A 14,768-nucleotide genomic window follows, 5' to 3' on the forward strand; every position below is an offset into this window, starting at 1 on the left:
TCAGTAGACGACGAGCTCGTCGATGAGGGCGTTGATGGCGTCGAGGTTGGCCTCTTCGTCGGTTCTGGAAATGGCAAGTTTCGCATCGGGCGCGATCTTTTGCGCCGTCTGCAGAATGTTGTTGAGGTACTCGACCGGCTCCTTCCCGTCCTTGCCGTGACGGAGGTGGAGGTCGACCTTTTCGGTCAGTTTGCCCAGGCGGACGAAGTGGTCGCTTTTGCAACGGATCAGGCCGCGGTTCATGCTGCCCCAGATTTCGTTGATCAGCGAGAGGGCGTCGTCGACGAAGCGGTAATCGACGAAGACGGCGCTTTTCGAGGCGTGGTCGAAAAGCTCGGCGAGGTGGATCGTCTCGCCGAAGGCGTCCGTATCGATATAGGCCCGGGAGATGATCGCGTTTTCGCGGGCGAAACGCATGATCTCCGCCAGGTTGGAGGGGTGGTCCCCGAAGATGGCGTTGTCTAGGAACTGGGAGGCGTTGGCGTAGTCGAGTTCGATCTCGAGGTGCTCGAAATAGCGCCTGCCGGCGTCCTTGTCCGTGTCGATGACGCAGTCGAAGATCTCGATGACGTCAACGAGGGTTGTTTCGACGCGCTGGAGGTGGCGTCCGAACCAGTAGAGATTGGTGGCGACGTTGGTGCTCAGAAGTTGATCCATCTTAGAGCTCCATGACCCATGTATCTTTGAACCCGCCGCCCTGGGACGAGTTGACGAGGTAGTTGCCCGCTTCCATCGCATAGCGTGTCAGCCCGCACTCCCAGACATTGACCTTCTCGCCCATGACGACATAGGCGCGGAAGTCCGCTTTGCGGGGACTCAGTTCCCCGTTGATGAGACACTCTTCGTCGTAGAACTCAACGAGCTCCTGGGCGATAAAACGGCGGGGGTTGGCCTCGATGATCGTCTTGAGGTCATCGAGCTGGATCTTGGACATGGCGTGCCCGAACATGACGCCGTATCCGCCGGCTTCCGCGACATCCTTGACAACGAGCTTGTCGATGTTGTCGAAGATGTATTTTTTGTCCTTTTCGAAATAGGGAAGGTAAGTCGGCGCGTTCTGCATGATGGGCTCTTCGTTCAGGTAGTATTTGATCATCTGCGGTACGAAGTAGTAGATCCCCTTGTCGTCCGCCACCCCGTTGCCGACGGCATTCATGATCGCCACGTTGCCCGCGAGGTAGGCTTCGATGATGCCGGGCACCCCGATGAGGCTTTCGGGGTTGAAAAACTTGGGGTCGAGAAAGTCGTCGTCAAGGCGGCGGTAGACCGCCCCGACGCGGATGCGCCGCCCGTCGTAGTTTTTAAAGTAGAGGACCTTGTTCTCCACGACCAGTTCGGCGGCGCGGACCAGTTCGGCCCCGATCTCTCCGGCGAGGTAGCTGTGTTCGTAATACGCGGAGTTGTAGCGCCCCGGGGTCAGAACGACGTTGATGCCGCCGGTATTGACGTAATCCATCGCGTTGCGCAGATAGGAGGAGTACTGCTTGATCGGTTCGATCTTCAGCTCTTCGAAGAACTCCGGGTAGATCTTGCGGTAGGTGTCGCGGATGGAGAGCGGATAGCTCGCCCCGCTGGGCACGCGCAGGTTGTCCTCGAGGATGACCCATTCGTCGTTCTTGGTATCCTTGACGAGGTCGATGCCGTTGATATGGGTCCTGATCTTCTGCGACGGGGAGAAACCGACGAACTCCTTGAGGTACCCTTTGGCCTGGTGGATGAAGGCTTCGGGGACGATGCCGTCCTTGACGATCTTGGCCTCGGTATAGAGGTCTTCCAGGAAGAGGTTCAGTGCCGTGATGCGCTGCTCGAGGCCGCGCTGCATCTTGCCGAACTCCTCCTTGGAGATGATGCGGGGAATGACGTCGAAGGGGAGTGAACGCTCGATGAAATTGCCGTCTTTATAGAGATTGAAATTGACAGCGAACTTATCCATATAGCGCTGAAACTCTTCGACTTTCTGTCGATCTTGCCGGGAAAAAATCTCCCAGAACTTTTCATGTAGTTTTCCAGTTTCTTCTATCAATGTATCTCCCTTGATGCTTTTATGCGAACATCACTCCGACCCGCGGGTTTCACGGTGCCAAAGGTGGTGTGGGTATAAAAGATCATATTGCATATTCTATGAGAAAATGCTTTTATTCGGTGCTTTTGTGGTTTTCGTTTTTTCGTCAAAGCGCGGAGGGCTAGCCGCCCCGATCCGTCGATTTGATGAACGCGGCTTTTCGCAGGGGGTTCGGCATGTGGTACGGGGCGCGGCGGGTCTGTTTTGCTCGCATCTAAACCACTACCAGGTTCTCGAAGAGGTCGTTGATAGCATCGAGGTTGGCCTCATCATCTTTTTCGTCGATGGGCATCTCCGCCTCCGGGGCGATCCGCTGCGCAGTGATGAGAATATTGTGCAGGTAGACGACCGATTCGTTGCCGTTCTTGCCGTGGCGCAGGTGCAGGTCGACTTTCTCGGTCAGTTTGCCCAGGCGGATGAACTGGTCGCTTTTGCGCCGCAGAAGACCACGGGCCATGATCCCCCACACCTCGTTGATGAGCGAGAGGGCATCCCCGATGAAACGGTAGTCGACCTTGGTATCGGTCTTGGCATAGGTGTCGAGGAGGTTGTAGAGCCTGATCGTCTCCCCGAAGGCTTCCGCGTCGAGATAGGGACGGCAGATGATGGCGTTTTCTCGGGCGTTGCTCATAATGGTGGCGAGGTTTGCGGGGTGGTCGCCGAAGACGGCCTTTTGAAGGAAATCCTGCGCGCTCTTGTACTCCAGCTCAATGTCCAGATGCTCGAAGTAGCGTACGCCGGCTTCTTTGTCCGTGTCAATCACCGCGTTGAAGAGCTCCAGCACGTCGATCAGGGTCGTTTCGACGCGCTGGAGGTGGCGGCCGAACCAGTAGAGGTTGGTGGCGACGTAGGTGGTGAGCAGCTGGTGTTTATGACTGTGCTGGGGCCAGGTTTCGACAAACTTTATGCTCGGGTACTGCCGGTAGTCGGCATAGCCGTTAAGATAGTCTCGGAGCCGTTTAAAAAGGGTGATGGCGTTGAACGTCCAGAGATGCTTTGGATCTCGGTCGACGGGGGGAACATGTACTGCGTTCATAGTGCGCCTCCTGCAGATACAGCGGGTCTGTCGGGCTCAAACACGTTTCGAGCATATATTTTGACCATTATAGAACGCGCGGCTGTGCATAGGGTGATATTTCTGATTAACTTTTAAACATAGCAGGTTTTTTCAGGTGGAAATGGACGTGAAATCACGGAAAATAAGGCGCTTTCTCCTCTGAATGCACAAACGGGCTTACATAGGGGACGTTTATGAAAAGCCGCCGATCGAAAAGCGACGGGTGCCTATCGTTTGCGCGCGTTGATGAAGTAGACGGCGGCGGTACTGACGGCACCCCCTGCCACGAGCCAGAAGGAGGGGCGCTCTCCCAGCAGCAGAAAGCTCGCTACCAGGGCGGTCAGCGGCACGAGGAACATATAGCTTCCGGCCTTGGCCGAGCCGATCTTGCCCGCTGCGACAAAGAAGATGGTCGACGCCACCGTCTGCCCCATGATGGCCAGGAAGAGCAGTCCCGTCCAGAACGTCCAGTCCTGGTTGTACACCGTACCCAGCCCCGCGGGCAGCGCCGGAACGAATGTGATGGGCACGGCGAAAACGGCCAGCCAGAAGTTGAAGTGGATGGGTTCCATCTCCGTATGCGACTGCTGCCCCAGCAGGGTGAGCACGGCCCAGACGAGCGCGCTGCCGATAAAGAAGACATTGCCGCTGTGCAGCAGGTCGGCATGCCACACCTCCAGCATCAGCATCCCGCCGAACAGTCCCACTCCCAGCCCGAGCAGCTGCGTCGGGGAGACGCGGGTGCGGAAGACAATCAGGGCGAGCAGGGCCGTGAGAATGGGACTGGCCACGGTGATGATGACCCCGCCCGCCCCGGCGCTGCCCGTTTGCACGCCCCAGAAGGCGAAGTACATAAATGCGACGTTGAGTGCGCCCGCCGCGATAGTGAAGCGCAGCGTCCGGCGGTTGAGGCGCAGCGGCTTGCGCCGCCAGTAGAGGATGGGCAGGAAGGAAACCGCCATGATGGCGAAGCGCAAAAAGGTGACAGTCTCGACCGGGACGTCAGTATCGGTCACGACCTTGAGCGCGGGCCAGCCGATGCCCCACAACACCATCGCCAGTACGATCCAACCCGCCATTTTTTCTTCCCTGCTGAAAATTTCGGGAATTATACTCCGATAATGGTGTGATGTGATATTTCAATGATTTCTATTTGCTACTTTGCTATCATGGCTTTTGAACGAAATGTATGATTGGTCTCAATTCTCAATAGCTGAACATACGTTATTGCTACTAATTAATTCTTAGGAGTAGACTTTGGTCAACCTATGGATATTGCCGATTGCACTCGTCATACTTCTAGACCTTGCTGCACTTTTTGTCGTCATAAACGAAGAGTTACTGTATGAGGCACATCAAAAGTTTTATAAAGTGCTTTTTATTCTCCTCATTCCTCTTATCGGTGCTATTGTAGAGCTTTTCCTACTTAGCAGATATGCAAAATTTCGTGGAGATGGCTATTACCCAGATGATGATGTTAAGTGGTATGCATTTTGGAATCACTTTTCAAATGACAGTTCATCATCTGGCAGCCATAGTGGTTCTGATGGGAGTGGGGGTGGAGGTTCCGGTGGCGGCGGAGATTAAAACTTCTAACAAACTAAAGGAGACCAATCAAAAACCCGCGAGCAGGTTTTTGATTGGTCATTTTAAACGTAATAGTAACAAGGGAATCTGAAGATGGGAAATAAAATAGAGTACAAAAAAGCGTTGAAAAAGCAAATTGTGACTGCGATTGCAGCACTTTTTCTTTTCCTTGTACTGATGTATCTTTCTATGCAATCATCATTTGGCATACTTCAATTTAGCATAATAGGAATGCTTAGTATCGGCCTCATGTTTACAGTTCTACATGCCTTCAAAAATCAAGCCAAAGAGGCAAAGTGTCCACATTGTGAAACCGACTTATTTGAAATGATACAAGTCGCATTGTCTGAAAAAGTCGAATTCAATTACTGTCCAACCTGTGGCAAACATGTTGAGCTATAACAAATCAAAAGAGACCAATCACAAACCCGCGGGCGCTTTTTGATTGCACATTTTAAATGTAGACTTCCAAGAAAAAAGGAGACAAAAATTGAAATCTGAGAGGTATAAAATCGGAAGGGAGAAACTGGCCGAGGTCGGCGGCGATCAGGGGGATAAGATCATAGAGGCCCTCAGCGCAATCGCTCCGGAGTTCGCCGACCTGCTTGTGGAGTTTCCCTTCGGGGACATCTACAGCCGTCCGGGGTTGGACCTGCGGTCCCGTGAAATCGCCACGGTGGCGGCCCTGACGGCGATAGGCACGGCAGCGCCCCAGTTAAAGGCCCACGTACACGGGGCGCTCAATGTCGGCTGCACACCGCAGGAGATCATCGAGATTATGATCCAGATGGCCGTCTATGCGGGGTTTCCCGCCGCGCTGAACGGGCTTGCGACCGCCAAAGAGGTTTTTGACGAGCGGGACATAAATGTAAAAGACTGAAAACGCAGAGGCGACCAGTCAAATCTTAAAAGGTTGATAGAATGAAAAAATATGGAATTGCCACCATACTTGGCGTCGTTTTGGTCCTGTTTCTTGCATATTTTATGCATCCGCTCGATAATGATTCCATCGGGCTGTTGACATTGTTGTGTGTTGGCGGGTCCAACGGGATTGCCGCACTTTTTGTGAAATCGAGAGATGTCGAAGGGATACAGAATGACAAATAATATCAACGCGATGCACTGGATTGTACTGGTTTCGTCAGTCTTGATTTTTGCGGGATGCAGCGGTAGCTCTCCGGTGCCAGTGGATGCACCGACTGGCGCAGCTGCAGAAAACGAGCCCATCGCCACACGTTCTTTTCTCATTCATGGTAAAAAGCCCGACCCCTCGTACCGTGTCCACGGCTTCGTCATTTTTACTTCAAGACCCACCAGCGGACAATATGCCAGATATATGAAGACATGCGAAGCGTACATCGCTACGTTGGATCCTACGGAGAGTCACTCTTCTGACGAATATGATCTGTTACCGACGTATTGGCCCGTGACTGATGAGTTGTACTCTGAGGATTGTGTCGACATGATAAATTATTACGATTATCCGCGTGCCAGCGAAATCGTCGCTCGCCTGCATGCCGAACTCGGCACAGGCATCGGCCCTTATCTGGTAGCTTCCGGGGAGGGGGAACTGATGGTGCTCGATATGAGTACCTTTTCAGAAGACGATATCCAACGGGCCATGCGGATATGGGAAAAAGAGATCTGTGTCGATCCGAAAAACTGGGAACCGAGGCTCTCGATTATCAAATTTCGCGAAGCGTTCCGCAGTATGCTCCAGGCATACGGAGACAGCATCTTAAAATATTTCAGTTAGCCTTGGAGCTGGCTGTGCGCTTTGCGCCAAACGCATCGTCACACCCACACCGGCTTTCTTCCAAAAGCATTCGATCCAATTGATCTTCGCCTCGAAAAAGAGTGAATCGCGATTTTATCGCCGATAGTGTTCCAGTACGATTGTCAGGTACTGGGCGTGGTGTCCAAACGATTCTTTCGAAGAGAGGGAGGGAGGCAGCGATATCTCTCCCCAGGTGGAGGTGATAAAGAAGCGGGCGAAGGCTTTGGTGTCAAACGCTACGAGTTCACCGTCTGCAATGGCGGCTTCCAGCGCCAGAGAGAGCTTGTCGATAAAATGGTGGTAGGCCTTTGTCAGGACGGCTTCAAAGTCGGGGTCGAGCGGGGCCATCTCCACGAGTAGGCGGTGCAGAGGGCAGCCGTTGGCGATGAGGGCGGTGTGGTTCTGCATCTTCGCAAATATGCGTGCAAAGGTTTGAAAAATGTTTTCGCCCGGCAGGCGCGCAAAGTCGAAGAAGTCGTCCATTTTCGGGACGATGCGCTCCTGGCTCACGGCCAGTACCAGCTCCTTTTTGGAAGCGAAAAAGTGGTACATGCTCCCCTTGGGCACCCCGGCGGCCTTGAGGATGACGGCGGTGCCGGTACCGTGATAGCCGTTCTTGTAGACTTCAGCAAAGGCGGCGTCCAGCAGCCGCGCTCTTGAGTCCTGGCGCTTCATATCTCAACCCTTGAAATTTTTGCATCATTATATCGGTTTGTCCCCAGGCGCCGAAGCGCGGGCTAGAGCGCTTTGGTGAAGATGATGGCCCCGTTCGTGCCGCCGAAACCGTAATTGGTGCTCATGACGGTTTGAAGCTCCTTTTCACGCGCGGTGTTCGCGACGTAGTCCAGGTCGCAGGCGTCGTCTTGGGTGCGGAGGTTGATGGTCGGGGGCATGATGTTGCGCTCAAGGGCCATAATGGAGACGGCGGCTTCGATGATGCCGGTGGCCCCGAGACAGTGGCCGATACTCCCCTTGATGGAACTGACCGGAGGTACGGTCTCAAAGACCGCTTTGAACGCTTTTGTCTCGTTAGCGTCTCCAAGCGGGGTACTGGTCCCATGCGCGTTGATGTAGTCCACTCGTGGGTTGCCGGCCATCTGCAGCGCAGAGCGCATGGCCCGGACGGGGCCGTCCGTGGCGGGGGCTGTGATGTGGCCCGCGTCCGCGCTTTCGCCGAAGCCCGCGACCCGTGCATAGATCTTCGCACCCCGCTTTTGGGCATGTTCCAGGGTTTCGAGCACAAGGGCCGCCGCCCCTTCACCCATCACGAAGCCGTCGCGCTCCTTGTCGAAGGGCCTGGAGGCCGTTTTCGGGTCGTCGTTGTGTGTTGAGAGTGCCTTCATGGCGCTGAAGCCGCGGATGCCCGTCTCGCAGATGCAGGCTTCGGCGCCCAGGGCGACCATGACGTCGGCTCCGCCGGCCATGATGGTCTTCGCCGCCTGGTTGATGGCGTGAAGCCCCGCCGTGCAGGCCGTCGTCGAGGAGAGGTTCGGCCCCTTGAGCCCGTAATAGATGGAGGCGTACCCCGCCAGCATATTCGTGATGGATCCGGGGATGAAAAAGGGCGAGATCTTCTTGCCGAAGGCGTTCTTTTCGATATTCTCCTGCATCATCGGCAGGCCGCCTATCCCGGTGGCGGCGCTGACGCCCATTCGGGCCGCATCCCCGTTTTGCGGTTCGAGCGCGGCGTCGGCGAGGGCCTCTTTCAGCGCATGCATCCCCAGGTGGATGAAGCGGTCGCTCTTTTTGATGTCTTTGGGGTCCATGACGCTGCCCGGATCGAAATCCTTCACTTCGCTGGCGATTTGTACGGCATCGCCGGAGGCGTCGAAATGGGTGATATAGTCGATGCCGCATACGCCCTCGAGCAGTGCTTCAAAAGCGCTCTCGGCACTGTTGCCGACGCCGTTGATCATGCCGATTCCCGTAATGACAATAGGGTTCATATTAACTCCTTTTCAATCGTATGAAATAGCCTGAGCATCTCTTCGGGGAAGAGGCTCGGACGCATGTTGCGCACGTAAAGCATTGTCAGCTGCACGGTGAAGATCGGTTTTTTCCCGCGGGAGATCGTCTGTTCGATCTTCAAAGATGTTCGCTTTATTTTTGTGATGTTGCTGCTGACATCGAGTACGTCTCCCAATCGTGCGGGGGTCAGATAGCGGCACGCCAGAGAGTGCACGATCAGATGCCCGTCGGCGCCCTGAAGCGCGGTATCCGTATTGAAAAAATGCGCGGCGCGGGCCCGGTCGCAGTATTTCAGATAATTCGGGTGAAATACCAGACCCGTCGCATCCGTATCTTCGTAATAGACGGTTACCCGCATCTTTTTCCCTTTCTAGACTGATTGGTCTAGTAAAATTCTAGTGGAAATGTGCTTAAAGTAGACTAAACGGTCTAGTTGTAAAATGGTATAGTTGTTTCCGCATAAGCAAAGCGCCGTGAACGGCAAGAGAGACAAAACGTCCGAAGAGTATGAGGGAGATCTATTGGAAGCCGCCGATATACCATTTGCACGCCATATTGGGCTTGAACAGGAGAAGGGGAGCGTGTCGCTGGGGTTCAGCGGCACGGTGATGAACCATCTCAATACGATACACGCCAGCGCACAGTTCGCCCTGGCGGAGACCCAGAGCGGTCTGTACCTGCAGACGCTCTTCCCCGAACTGGAGGGAAAAGTCGTTCCTCTTTTGCGGGAGGCGCAGATACGTTACAGAAAACCCGCCGCGGCAAAGATCGTCGCGTCCGCGTCAGTGGACGATTCGGCGGTCGAAACGTTCAGAGATCAGTTTGGCAGAAAGGGAAGGGGGTCTATCCGGGTCGATGTCGCTGTGACGGACGTCAACGGCGTGTTGACGTCGCAGGGCGCTTTTACATGGTTCATCCAGACGCTCTGAGGCGTCAGCCGCTCCACTTCTCCAGCTTCGCCGCGTTGTGGTTGTAATCGGGCTCTTTTGACTCGGGGTCGAGGAGATCGTTGGTAAGGTAGTTGATCCGGCGGTCGGTGACGGGGACGAAGAGGGTCTTTTCGCGAATGTTCTCCGTCACCTTCGCCTCGAAGACGAGCGCACCCCTGGCCGTCGTCACCTTGACCTTGTCGCCGTCCGCAATCCCTGCGCTTTGCGCATCTTCGCTGTTGATCTCGATGTAGCTCAGCGGCTTGTGCTTGAGCAGGCGGTCGACGAAGGCGGTCTTCGTGCCGCTGTGCCACTGGTCGCGGGTCCGCCCGGTGGTGAGCAGGTAGGGGAACTCCAGCGAGCTGCTTTCGCTGCGGCGTTCGTTCTGCACGAAGATGAGGTTCGCCCGACCGTCGGGGGTGAGGAACTCGTTATCGTCAAAGAGCCCTTCGCCCCAGACGTAGCCGCCGTTTTTGAGGCTGGCGGCGTCGACGCCGCTGATGTCCATGTGCCCCTTCGGGCTGAGCGCCGTCATGCGGCGGTATTCGTCCCAGATCGCCTCGGCGTTCTGGTAGTCGAAGGCGCGCACGAAGCCCATGGCCCGCCCGATCATCGAAAAGATCTCCCAGTCGGGTTTACAATCGATGCTGCGGCGGGTCAGGCGCTCCTGGCGGGTGATGCTGCGGTCCATGTTGGTCTGCGTCCCCTCTTTTTCGCCCCAGGGGGCCGCCGGCAGCCGCAGGTGGGCAAAGGGTTTCGTTTCGCTGTCGTCATAGGCGTTGATCTCGACGATGAAGGGGACCTTTTTCAGCGCCGCCTCGACCCGGCTGCGGTTGGGGAGGTGGTAGACGGGGTCGGTGTGGCAGATGATAAGGACGTCGAGTTCGCGCCGTTCGGCCGCTTCGATCATCTCGAAGGCCGTCAGTCCCGGGGCGGGGGCGATGTTCTGCGCCCCCCAGAATTCGCTCACCTTGGCAATGGACTCCTCGTTGAAATCCAGGTGCACCGCGAGGGTTGTCGCCAGCCCCCCGACCTCGCGGCCCCCCATGGCATTGGGCTGACCGGTCAGGGAGAAGGGGCCGTTGCCGGGACGGTTGATCTTGCCGGTGAGCAGGTGGAGGTTGATGAGCGCGAGGTTCTTGTCGACCCCCTGCGCGCTCTGGTTCAGCCCCATCGTCCAGGCGGAGATGACGTTCTCGCTCTCGTAAAAGAGTTCCATGAAGGCTTCGAAGTCCGATTCTTCTAACCCGCACCGTTTGAGCAGTTTCTTCGTCGGGATCTTCTTGATCTTTTTGAGGTAGGCGTCAAACCCGTTGACGTGCGCGTCGAGGAAGGCGTTGTCGGTTTTGCCATCGTCGACGATGCGGCGCGCGACGAGGCTGAGGAAGTCGATGTCGGTGCCAACGCGGATGGGGAGGTGGAGGTCGGCCTGCTCGGCCGTCTCCGTGCGGCGCGGGTCGATGACGACGGTTTTTAGCCCCTCTTTTTTCGCTTTTTTTATCTTGTTGTTGAAAACGACGTGCGCTTCGGCGGGGTTCGCCCCGATCATGATCAGCAGGTCGCAGTGTTCGATCTCCTCCATCCGGACGGGGACGTAGTCGACGCCGAAGACCTTCTTGTGGGCGACGACGGCGCTGGCCATGCAGGTGCGCGAGTTGGTATCGACGTTGTTGGTCCCGAGGAACCCCTTGCCGAGCTTGTTGGCGACGTAGTAGTCCTCGGTGAGCATCTGGCCCGAGAGGTAGAAGCCGATCCGCTCGGGGGAGGTGGAGCGGATGTTGTGGACGATCGTCTCGATGGCCATCTCCCAGGAGATCTCCGTAAAGTCTTCATAGGCTTTGCGCAGCTTGGGGCGCAGCAGCCGCGTCGGTGTCTCGATGGTGTGCAGCTCGCTGGCCCCTTTGGAGCAGACGAGTCCCTCGTTGACGGGGTAATCGATGTCGCCGACGAGGCGCCGGGTGTCGTACTCAATGCCGCAGCCCACTCCGCAGTATCCGCAGACGGATTTGATTTTCATAACAAGCCTTTCTCTCTATATATAGGGGTCAATATTTCGTTGTTGCTGACGTATTATGACATAGTATGCTAAGAAAATATTAAGACTATTGTATAAAAAACATACAAATAAATTGTCATTTTAATCCCTATGGCATGCCATAATGGTGCAACCGAAACAGAGTTTCAAAAAAAATAAAGGTTTAAGCAATGAAAAGTGCATCTGGATTGAAAGGTTTGACACTGGCCGGACTCGCCCTCGGGCTGGCGGCGACGACGCTGATGGCGGACGTCGAAAAGAAGAAGCTGACCATCGGCTTTATCGCGCTGACGGATTGTGCCCCCATCGTCATCGCGGAGGAGAAGGGCTTCTTTGACAAGTACGGCCTGGACGTCCACGTCGTCAAAGAGGGCGGCGGCTGGCCGGGGATCCAGCAGAAAGTGATCAACGGCGAGTACGACTTCTCGCACGCCCTGGCGGGGATGCCGATCGCGGCGACGCTGGGCATCAACGGGGACGCGAACCTGGTGGCGCTGATGAGCCTCGATTTCAACGGCAACGGCATCACCTTCGGCAACAACATCATGAAGCAGATGAAAAAGTACGGCATGGATGACAAGAAACGCCCGCTCGGTTCCGAGTCGCTTAAAAAGTACATCGATGCCAAACATCAAAAAGAGGGCGGCAAATACCAGCCGCTGAGCTTCGGCATGGTCCACCCGGTCTCGACGCACAACTACGAACTGCGCTACTGGATGGCGACGTCGGGCATCGACCCGGATGCCGATGCGACGATCAAACCTTTCCCGCCGCCGACGATGCCTTCGAACCTGATCGCAGGCAACATCGAAGGGTACTGCGTCGGGGAGCCGTGGAACGAACGCGTCGTCCTGAAGAAGAAGGGTTCCACCCTGGTCACGAACTATGACATCTGGAACAACAACCCCGAAAAGGTGCTGCAGGCCCGCGCGGATTTCGTGGAAAAGAACCCGGAGACGACCAAGGCGGTCATGAAGGCGATCATCGAGGCGCAGATGTGGCTTGACGAGAGCTGGGAACACCGCAAAGAGGCGGCGAAGATCCTGAGCAAGCCCAACTACGTCAAGGCGCCGGTCCCGGTCCTTGAGAAGTCGATGACGGGGACCTTCCAGTACCTCAAAGGGCAGGACTCCGAGCCCAACCCGATGTTCAACGTCTTCGCCAACTACTACGCGGCGTACCCCTTCTACAGCCACGGCATGTGGTTCATCACGCAGATGTACCGCTGGGGACAGCTCGACAAACCTGTCGATATGAAAGCGGTCATCGAGAAGACCTACCGTCCCGACCTCTTCGAGGCCGCGGCCAAAGAGGTGGGCTACGCCCTGCCGCCGAGCCCGTGGAAAAAAGACGGCGTGGATAAGTACAACATGTTCATGGACGGCAAGGTCTACGATCCGAACAAAGCGGTTGAGTATATCTACAGCTTCAAGGTGACGAACCCGCTGGTGAGCGAGGCGGACCTCAAAGCGGCCAACGCCTGGGAAGGGAGCCTCAAGACGGCCCAGCCCGACTATGTCTGCCCCTACGGCCCCGCCGGCTGTGCCGACCCCAAATACGTAACGAAATAAATCTTCGGCCCTTCGCGGCCGAAACCAGGAAAACATGATGCAGGAAATTATTAAAAAAACCGCGCTGCCGCTGATGGTGCTGTTCGTCATTCTGGCGGGCTGGCAACTGGTGGCCAACAATGTCGAAGAGTTCCCGACGCCCCACAGCACATGGGTGGCGGCGTTCGGGGGAATCAATGCCGACGGCGACGAGATCACGGGGGTGCTCTCCGATCCGTTCTATGTCGAGAACGAGGATGACAAGGGGATCGCCTGGCAGATCACGAACTCCCTCGGCCGGGTCTTCGGGGGCTTCGCGCTGGCGATCCTCGTGGGGATCCCCGTGGGGCTGCTGATCGGGATGAGCAAAAGCTTTCTGATGGCGCTCAACCCCTACATCCAGATCCTCAAGCCGGTCTCGCCGCTGGCGTGGCTGCCGCTGCTGCTGATGGTCTTCCAGGACATCAACCTGACGGCCGTCTCGACGATCTTTATCACCTCCATCTGGCCGATTATCATCAATACGGCCCTGGGAGTCCGCAGCGTCAACCAGGATTATCTCAATGTCTCGAAGGTGCTGCAGTTCACCCCCTTCGAGACGATCCGCAAGATCATCCTGCCCGTCGCGGTGCCCTACATCTTTACGGGGATGCGGCTGAGCCTGGGGATCGCCTGGCTCGTCATCGTCGCGGCGGAGATGCTTACCGGCGGGATCGGCATCGGGTTCTGGATCTGGGACGAGTATAACAACCTGAACTACCCGAACATCATTATCGGGATCATCATCGTCGGTGTCGTGGGGTATATCCTCGACGTCATCATGGGCAAGATCGCCGATTTCTTCGACTACCGAAAACGCGCCTGAGGAGGACAGCATGGGTAAATTTCTCTCACTGGAACATGTCGACAAGGTGTTCCCGCTCCCGGGCGGGAAGGAGTACGTGGCGGTCCGGGACGTGGACCTGGAGATTAAAAAGAACGAGATCATCTCCATCATCGGGCACTCGGGCTGCGGCAAGTCGACGCTGCTCAACATGATCGCGGGGCTGGACCTCAACACGGGCGGCGGGATCTTCCTGAATAACAAGGAGATCGGCGGCCCCGGCCCCGAGCGCGCCGTCGTTTTCCAGAACCACTCGCTGCTGCCGTGGCTGACGGTCTATCAAAATATCGAGATGGCCGTCAAAAAGGTGATGCCGGAACTGAACAAGCAGGAACTGGGCGAACGGGTCATGAAGTTCGTCAGCATGGTCAACCTCGACCACGCCAAGGATAAATACCCCGGCGAGATCAGCGGGGGGATGAAGCAGCGCGTCGGGATCGCCCGGGCGCTCTCCATCAAGCCCGAGGTACTGCTGATGGACGAACCTTTCGGGGCCCTTGATTCGCTGACGCGCGCCAACCTCCAGGAGCACCTGATGCGCATCCAGGAGAAGGTGCAGAACACCGTCATCATCATTACGCACGACGTGGACGAAGCGGTGCTGCTGAGCGACCGGGTCATCATGATGACCAACGGCCCCGAAGCGACGGTGGGCGAGATCCTCGAGGTGAACCTGGAGCGTCCGCGCGACCGCGTGGCACTGCAGCAGGACCCCGAATACGTCCGCTGCCGCGAAGCGATCCTCAGTTTCCTCTACGAGAAGTTCGCCAAGGACGACGAATAACGAAATGAACAACCGACCATAATGTGTTTCTGCCGGACCAGGGGAGGCATTTCCCCGGCGTTCCGGTGCAAAAGATAGCCGGTATCTGTGGGGAGTCCCGTCGCATCATGCGGGGCTCTCCAGAGGTGCCGCCTCG

Annotated in this window: 17 protein-coding genes; 9 read left to right on the forward strand and 8 right to left on the reverse strand. The window is 56.4% G+C overall.

The window, feature by feature from the left end:
- From LOH54_RS03620 to LOH54_RS03635, 4 genes are all read right to left on the reverse strand, one after another.
- On the reverse strand, nt 1-657 hold the full coding sequence (locus LOH54_RS03620) for an alpha-E domain-containing protein (RefSeq protein ID WP_231020435.1): 657 nt from the start codon (nt 655-657) through the stop codon (nt 1-3).
- Between the two features lies 1 nt (nt 658).
- A complete protein-coding gene (locus tag LOH54_RS03625; protein ID WP_231020436.1) occupies nt 659-1,933 on the reverse strand; it encodes a circularly permuted type 2 ATP-grasp protein in 1,275 nt (424 codons plus the stop codon).
- Between the two features lie 343 nt (nt 1,934-2,276).
- A complete protein-coding gene (locus tag LOH54_RS03630) occupies nt 2,277-3,098 on the reverse strand; it encodes an alpha-E domain-containing protein (protein ID WP_231020437.1) in 822 nt (273 codons plus the stop codon).
- 248 nt (nt 3,099-3,346) lie between these two features.
- Entirely contained in the window at nt 3,347-4,198 is an 852-nt protein-coding gene (locus LOH54_RS03635) for a DMT family transporter (protein WP_231020438.1), read from the reverse strand.
- A gap of 178 nt (nt 4,199-4,376) precedes the next feature.
- Between LOH54_RS03635 and LOH54_RS03640 the strand changes: the two genes are divergently transcribed.
- From LOH54_RS03640 to LOH54_RS03660, 5 genes are all read left to right on the forward strand, one after another.
- Nucleotides 4,377-4,706, forward strand: a complete 330-nt coding sequence (locus LOH54_RS03640) for a hypothetical protein (protein WP_231020439.1) — start codon at nt 4,377-4,379, stop codon at nt 4,704-4,706.
- Between the two features lie 93 nt (nt 4,707-4,799).
- Nucleotides 4,800-5,108 (forward strand): TFIIB-type zinc ribbon-containing protein, encoded by a 309-nt coding sequence (locus LOH54_RS03645; RefSeq protein WP_231020440.1) that lies wholly within the window; start codon nt 4,800-4,802, stop codon nt 5,106-5,108.
- A gap of 88 nt (nt 5,109-5,196) precedes the next feature.
- Entirely contained in the window at nt 5,197-5,586 is a 390-nt protein-coding gene (locus tag LOH54_RS03650; RefSeq protein WP_231020441.1) for a carboxymuconolactone decarboxylase family protein, read from the forward strand.
- Nucleotides 5,587-5,627: 41 nt separating this feature from the next.
- Nucleotides 5,628-5,813, forward strand: a complete 186-nt coding sequence (locus LOH54_RS03655; protein ID WP_231020442.1) for a hypothetical protein — start codon at nt 5,628-5,630, stop codon at nt 5,811-5,813.
- Entirely contained in the window at nt 5,803-6,462 is a 660-nt protein-coding gene (locus LOH54_RS03660; RefSeq protein ID WP_231020443.1) for a hypothetical protein, read from the forward strand. Before LOH54_RS03655 ends, LOH54_RS03660 begins: the two co-directional genes overlap by 11 nt.
- Nucleotides 6,463-6,576: 114 nt before the next feature.
- On the opposite strand, the gene LOH54_RS03665 is transcribed toward LOH54_RS03660, so the two are convergent.
- The 3 genes from LOH54_RS03665 to LOH54_RS03675 all read right to left on the reverse strand — a co-directional run bounded on the left by LOH54_RS03665 (nt 6,577) and on the right by LOH54_RS03675 (nt 8,809).
- Complete coding sequence (locus LOH54_RS03665) at nt 6,577-7,158, reverse strand: TetR/AcrR family transcriptional regulator (protein ID WP_231020444.1); 582 nt, start codon at nt 7,156-7,158, stop codon at nt 6,577-6,579.
- Nucleotides 7,159-7,220: 62 nt separating this feature from the next.
- Nucleotides 7,221-8,429 carry a beta-ketoacyl-ACP synthase II gene (fabF, locus tag LOH54_RS03670; RefSeq protein ID WP_231020445.1) on the reverse strand — a complete coding sequence of 403 codons (1,209 nt, stop codon included), beginning with the start codon at nt 8,427-8,429 and terminating at the stop codon, nt 7,221-7,223.
- A complete protein-coding gene (locus tag LOH54_RS03675; RefSeq protein ID WP_231020446.1) occupies nt 8,426-8,809 on the reverse strand; it encodes a YbgC/FadM family acyl-CoA thioesterase in 384 nt (127 codons plus the stop codon). The genes fabF and LOH54_RS03675 overlap by 4 nt, the downstream gene beginning before the upstream one ends.
- Nucleotides 8,810-8,972: 163 nt before the next feature.
- Between LOH54_RS03675 and LOH54_RS03680 the strand changes: the two genes are divergently transcribed.
- Nucleotides 8,973-9,380, forward strand: a complete 408-nt coding sequence (locus tag LOH54_RS03680) for a YiiD C-terminal domain-containing protein (protein WP_231020447.1) — start codon at nt 8,973-8,975, stop codon at nt 9,378-9,380.
- Nucleotides 9,381-9,384: 4 nt separating this feature from the next.
- Here LOH54_RS03680 and LOH54_RS03685 read toward each other — a convergent pair whose 3' ends face one another.
- Nucleotides 9,385-11,397, reverse strand: a complete 2,013-nt coding sequence (locus LOH54_RS03685) for a molybdopterin oxidoreductase family protein (RefSeq protein WP_231020448.1) — start codon at nt 11,395-11,397, stop codon at nt 9,385-9,387.
- A gap of 188 nt (nt 11,398-11,585) precedes the next feature.
- On the opposite strand from LOH54_RS03685, the gene LOH54_RS03690 reads away from it, so the two are divergent.
- The 3 genes from LOH54_RS03690 to LOH54_RS03700 are packed head-to-tail and all read left to right on the forward strand — an operon-like array spanning nt 11,586 to nt 14,632.
- Nucleotides 11,586-12,986: a CmpA/NrtA family ABC transporter substrate-binding protein gene (locus tag LOH54_RS03690; protein ID WP_231020449.1), complete on the forward strand. Its 1,401-nt coding sequence runs from the start codon at nt 11,586-11,588 to the stop codon at nt 12,984-12,986.
- Nucleotides 12,987-13,023: 37 nt separating this feature from the next.
- On the forward strand, nt 13,024-13,830 hold the full coding sequence (gene ntrB, locus LOH54_RS03695; RefSeq protein ID WP_349636718.1) for a nitrate ABC transporter permease: 807 nt from the start codon (nt 13,024-13,026) through the stop codon (nt 13,828-13,830).
- A gap of 10 nt (nt 13,831-13,840) precedes the next feature.
- Nucleotides 13,841-14,632 carry an ABC transporter ATP-binding protein gene (locus tag LOH54_RS03700; protein WP_231020451.1) on the forward strand — a complete coding sequence of 264 codons (792 nt, stop codon included), beginning with the start codon at nt 13,841-13,843 and terminating at the stop codon, nt 14,630-14,632.
- The last annotated feature ends 136 nt before the right edge of the window (nt 14,633-14,768 follow it).

This window comes from Sulfurimonas sp. HSL-3221, assembly GCF_021044585.1.
Lineage (GTDB): Bacteria > Campylobacterota > Campylobacteria > Campylobacterales > Sulfurimonadaceae > Thiomicrolovo > Thiomicrolovo sulfuroxydans.

Bases quoted from the DNA above. Each gene is read 5' to 3' on its own strand.
- LOH54_RS03665 (WP_231020444.1), bottom strand. From the start codon at position 7,158: ATGAAGCGCCAGGACTCAAGAGCGCGGCTGCTGGACGCCGCCTTTGCT.
- LOH54_RS03700 (WP_231020451.1), top strand. From the start codon at position 13,841: ATGGGTAAATTTCTCTCACTGGAACATGTCGACAAGGTGTTCCCGCTC.
- LOH54_RS03655 (WP_231020442.1), top strand. From the start codon at position 5,628: ATGAAAAAATATGGAATTGCCACCATACTTGGCGTCGTTTTGGTCCTG.
- fabF (WP_231020445.1), bottom strand. From the start codon at position 8,429: ATGAACCCTATTGTCATTACGGGAATCGGCATGATCAACGGCGTCGGC.
- LOH54_RS03630 (WP_231020437.1), bottom strand. From the start codon at position 3,098: ATGAACGCAGTACATGTTCCCCCCGTCGACCGAGATCCAAAGCATCTC.
- LOH54_RS03685 (WP_231020448.1), bottom strand. From the start codon at position 11,397: ATGAAAATCAAATCCGTCTGCGGATACTGCGGAGTGGGCTGCGGCATT.
- LOH54_RS03620 (WP_231020435.1), bottom strand. From the start codon at position 657: ATGGATCAACTTCTGAGCACCAACGTCGCCACCAATCTCTACTGGTTC.
- LOH54_RS03690 (WP_231020449.1), top strand. From the start codon at position 11,586: ATGAAAAGTGCATCTGGATTGAAAGGTTTGACACTGGCCGGACTCGCC.
- ntrB (WP_349636718.1), top strand. From the start codon at position 13,024: ATGCAGGAAATTATTAAAAAAACCGCGCTGCCGCTGATGGTGCTGTTC.
- LOH54_RS03635 (WP_231020438.1), bottom strand. From the start codon at position 4,198: ATGGCGGGTTGGATCGTACTGGCGATGGTGTTGTGGGGCATCGGCTGG.
- LOH54_RS03660 (WP_231020443.1), top strand. From the start codon at position 5,803: ATGACAAATAATATCAACGCGATGCACTGGATTGTACTGGTTTCGTCA.
- LOH54_RS03625 (WP_231020436.1), bottom strand. From the start codon at position 1,933: ATGGATAAGTTCGCTGTCAATTTCAATCTCTATAAAGACGGCAATTTC.
- LOH54_RS03645 (WP_231020440.1), top strand. From the start codon at position 4,800: ATGGGAAATAAAATAGAGTACAAAAAAGCGTTGAAAAAGCAAATTGTG.
- LOH54_RS03675 (WP_231020446.1), bottom strand. From the start codon at position 8,809: ATGCGGGTAACCGTCTATTACGAAGATACGGATGCGACGGGTCTGGTA.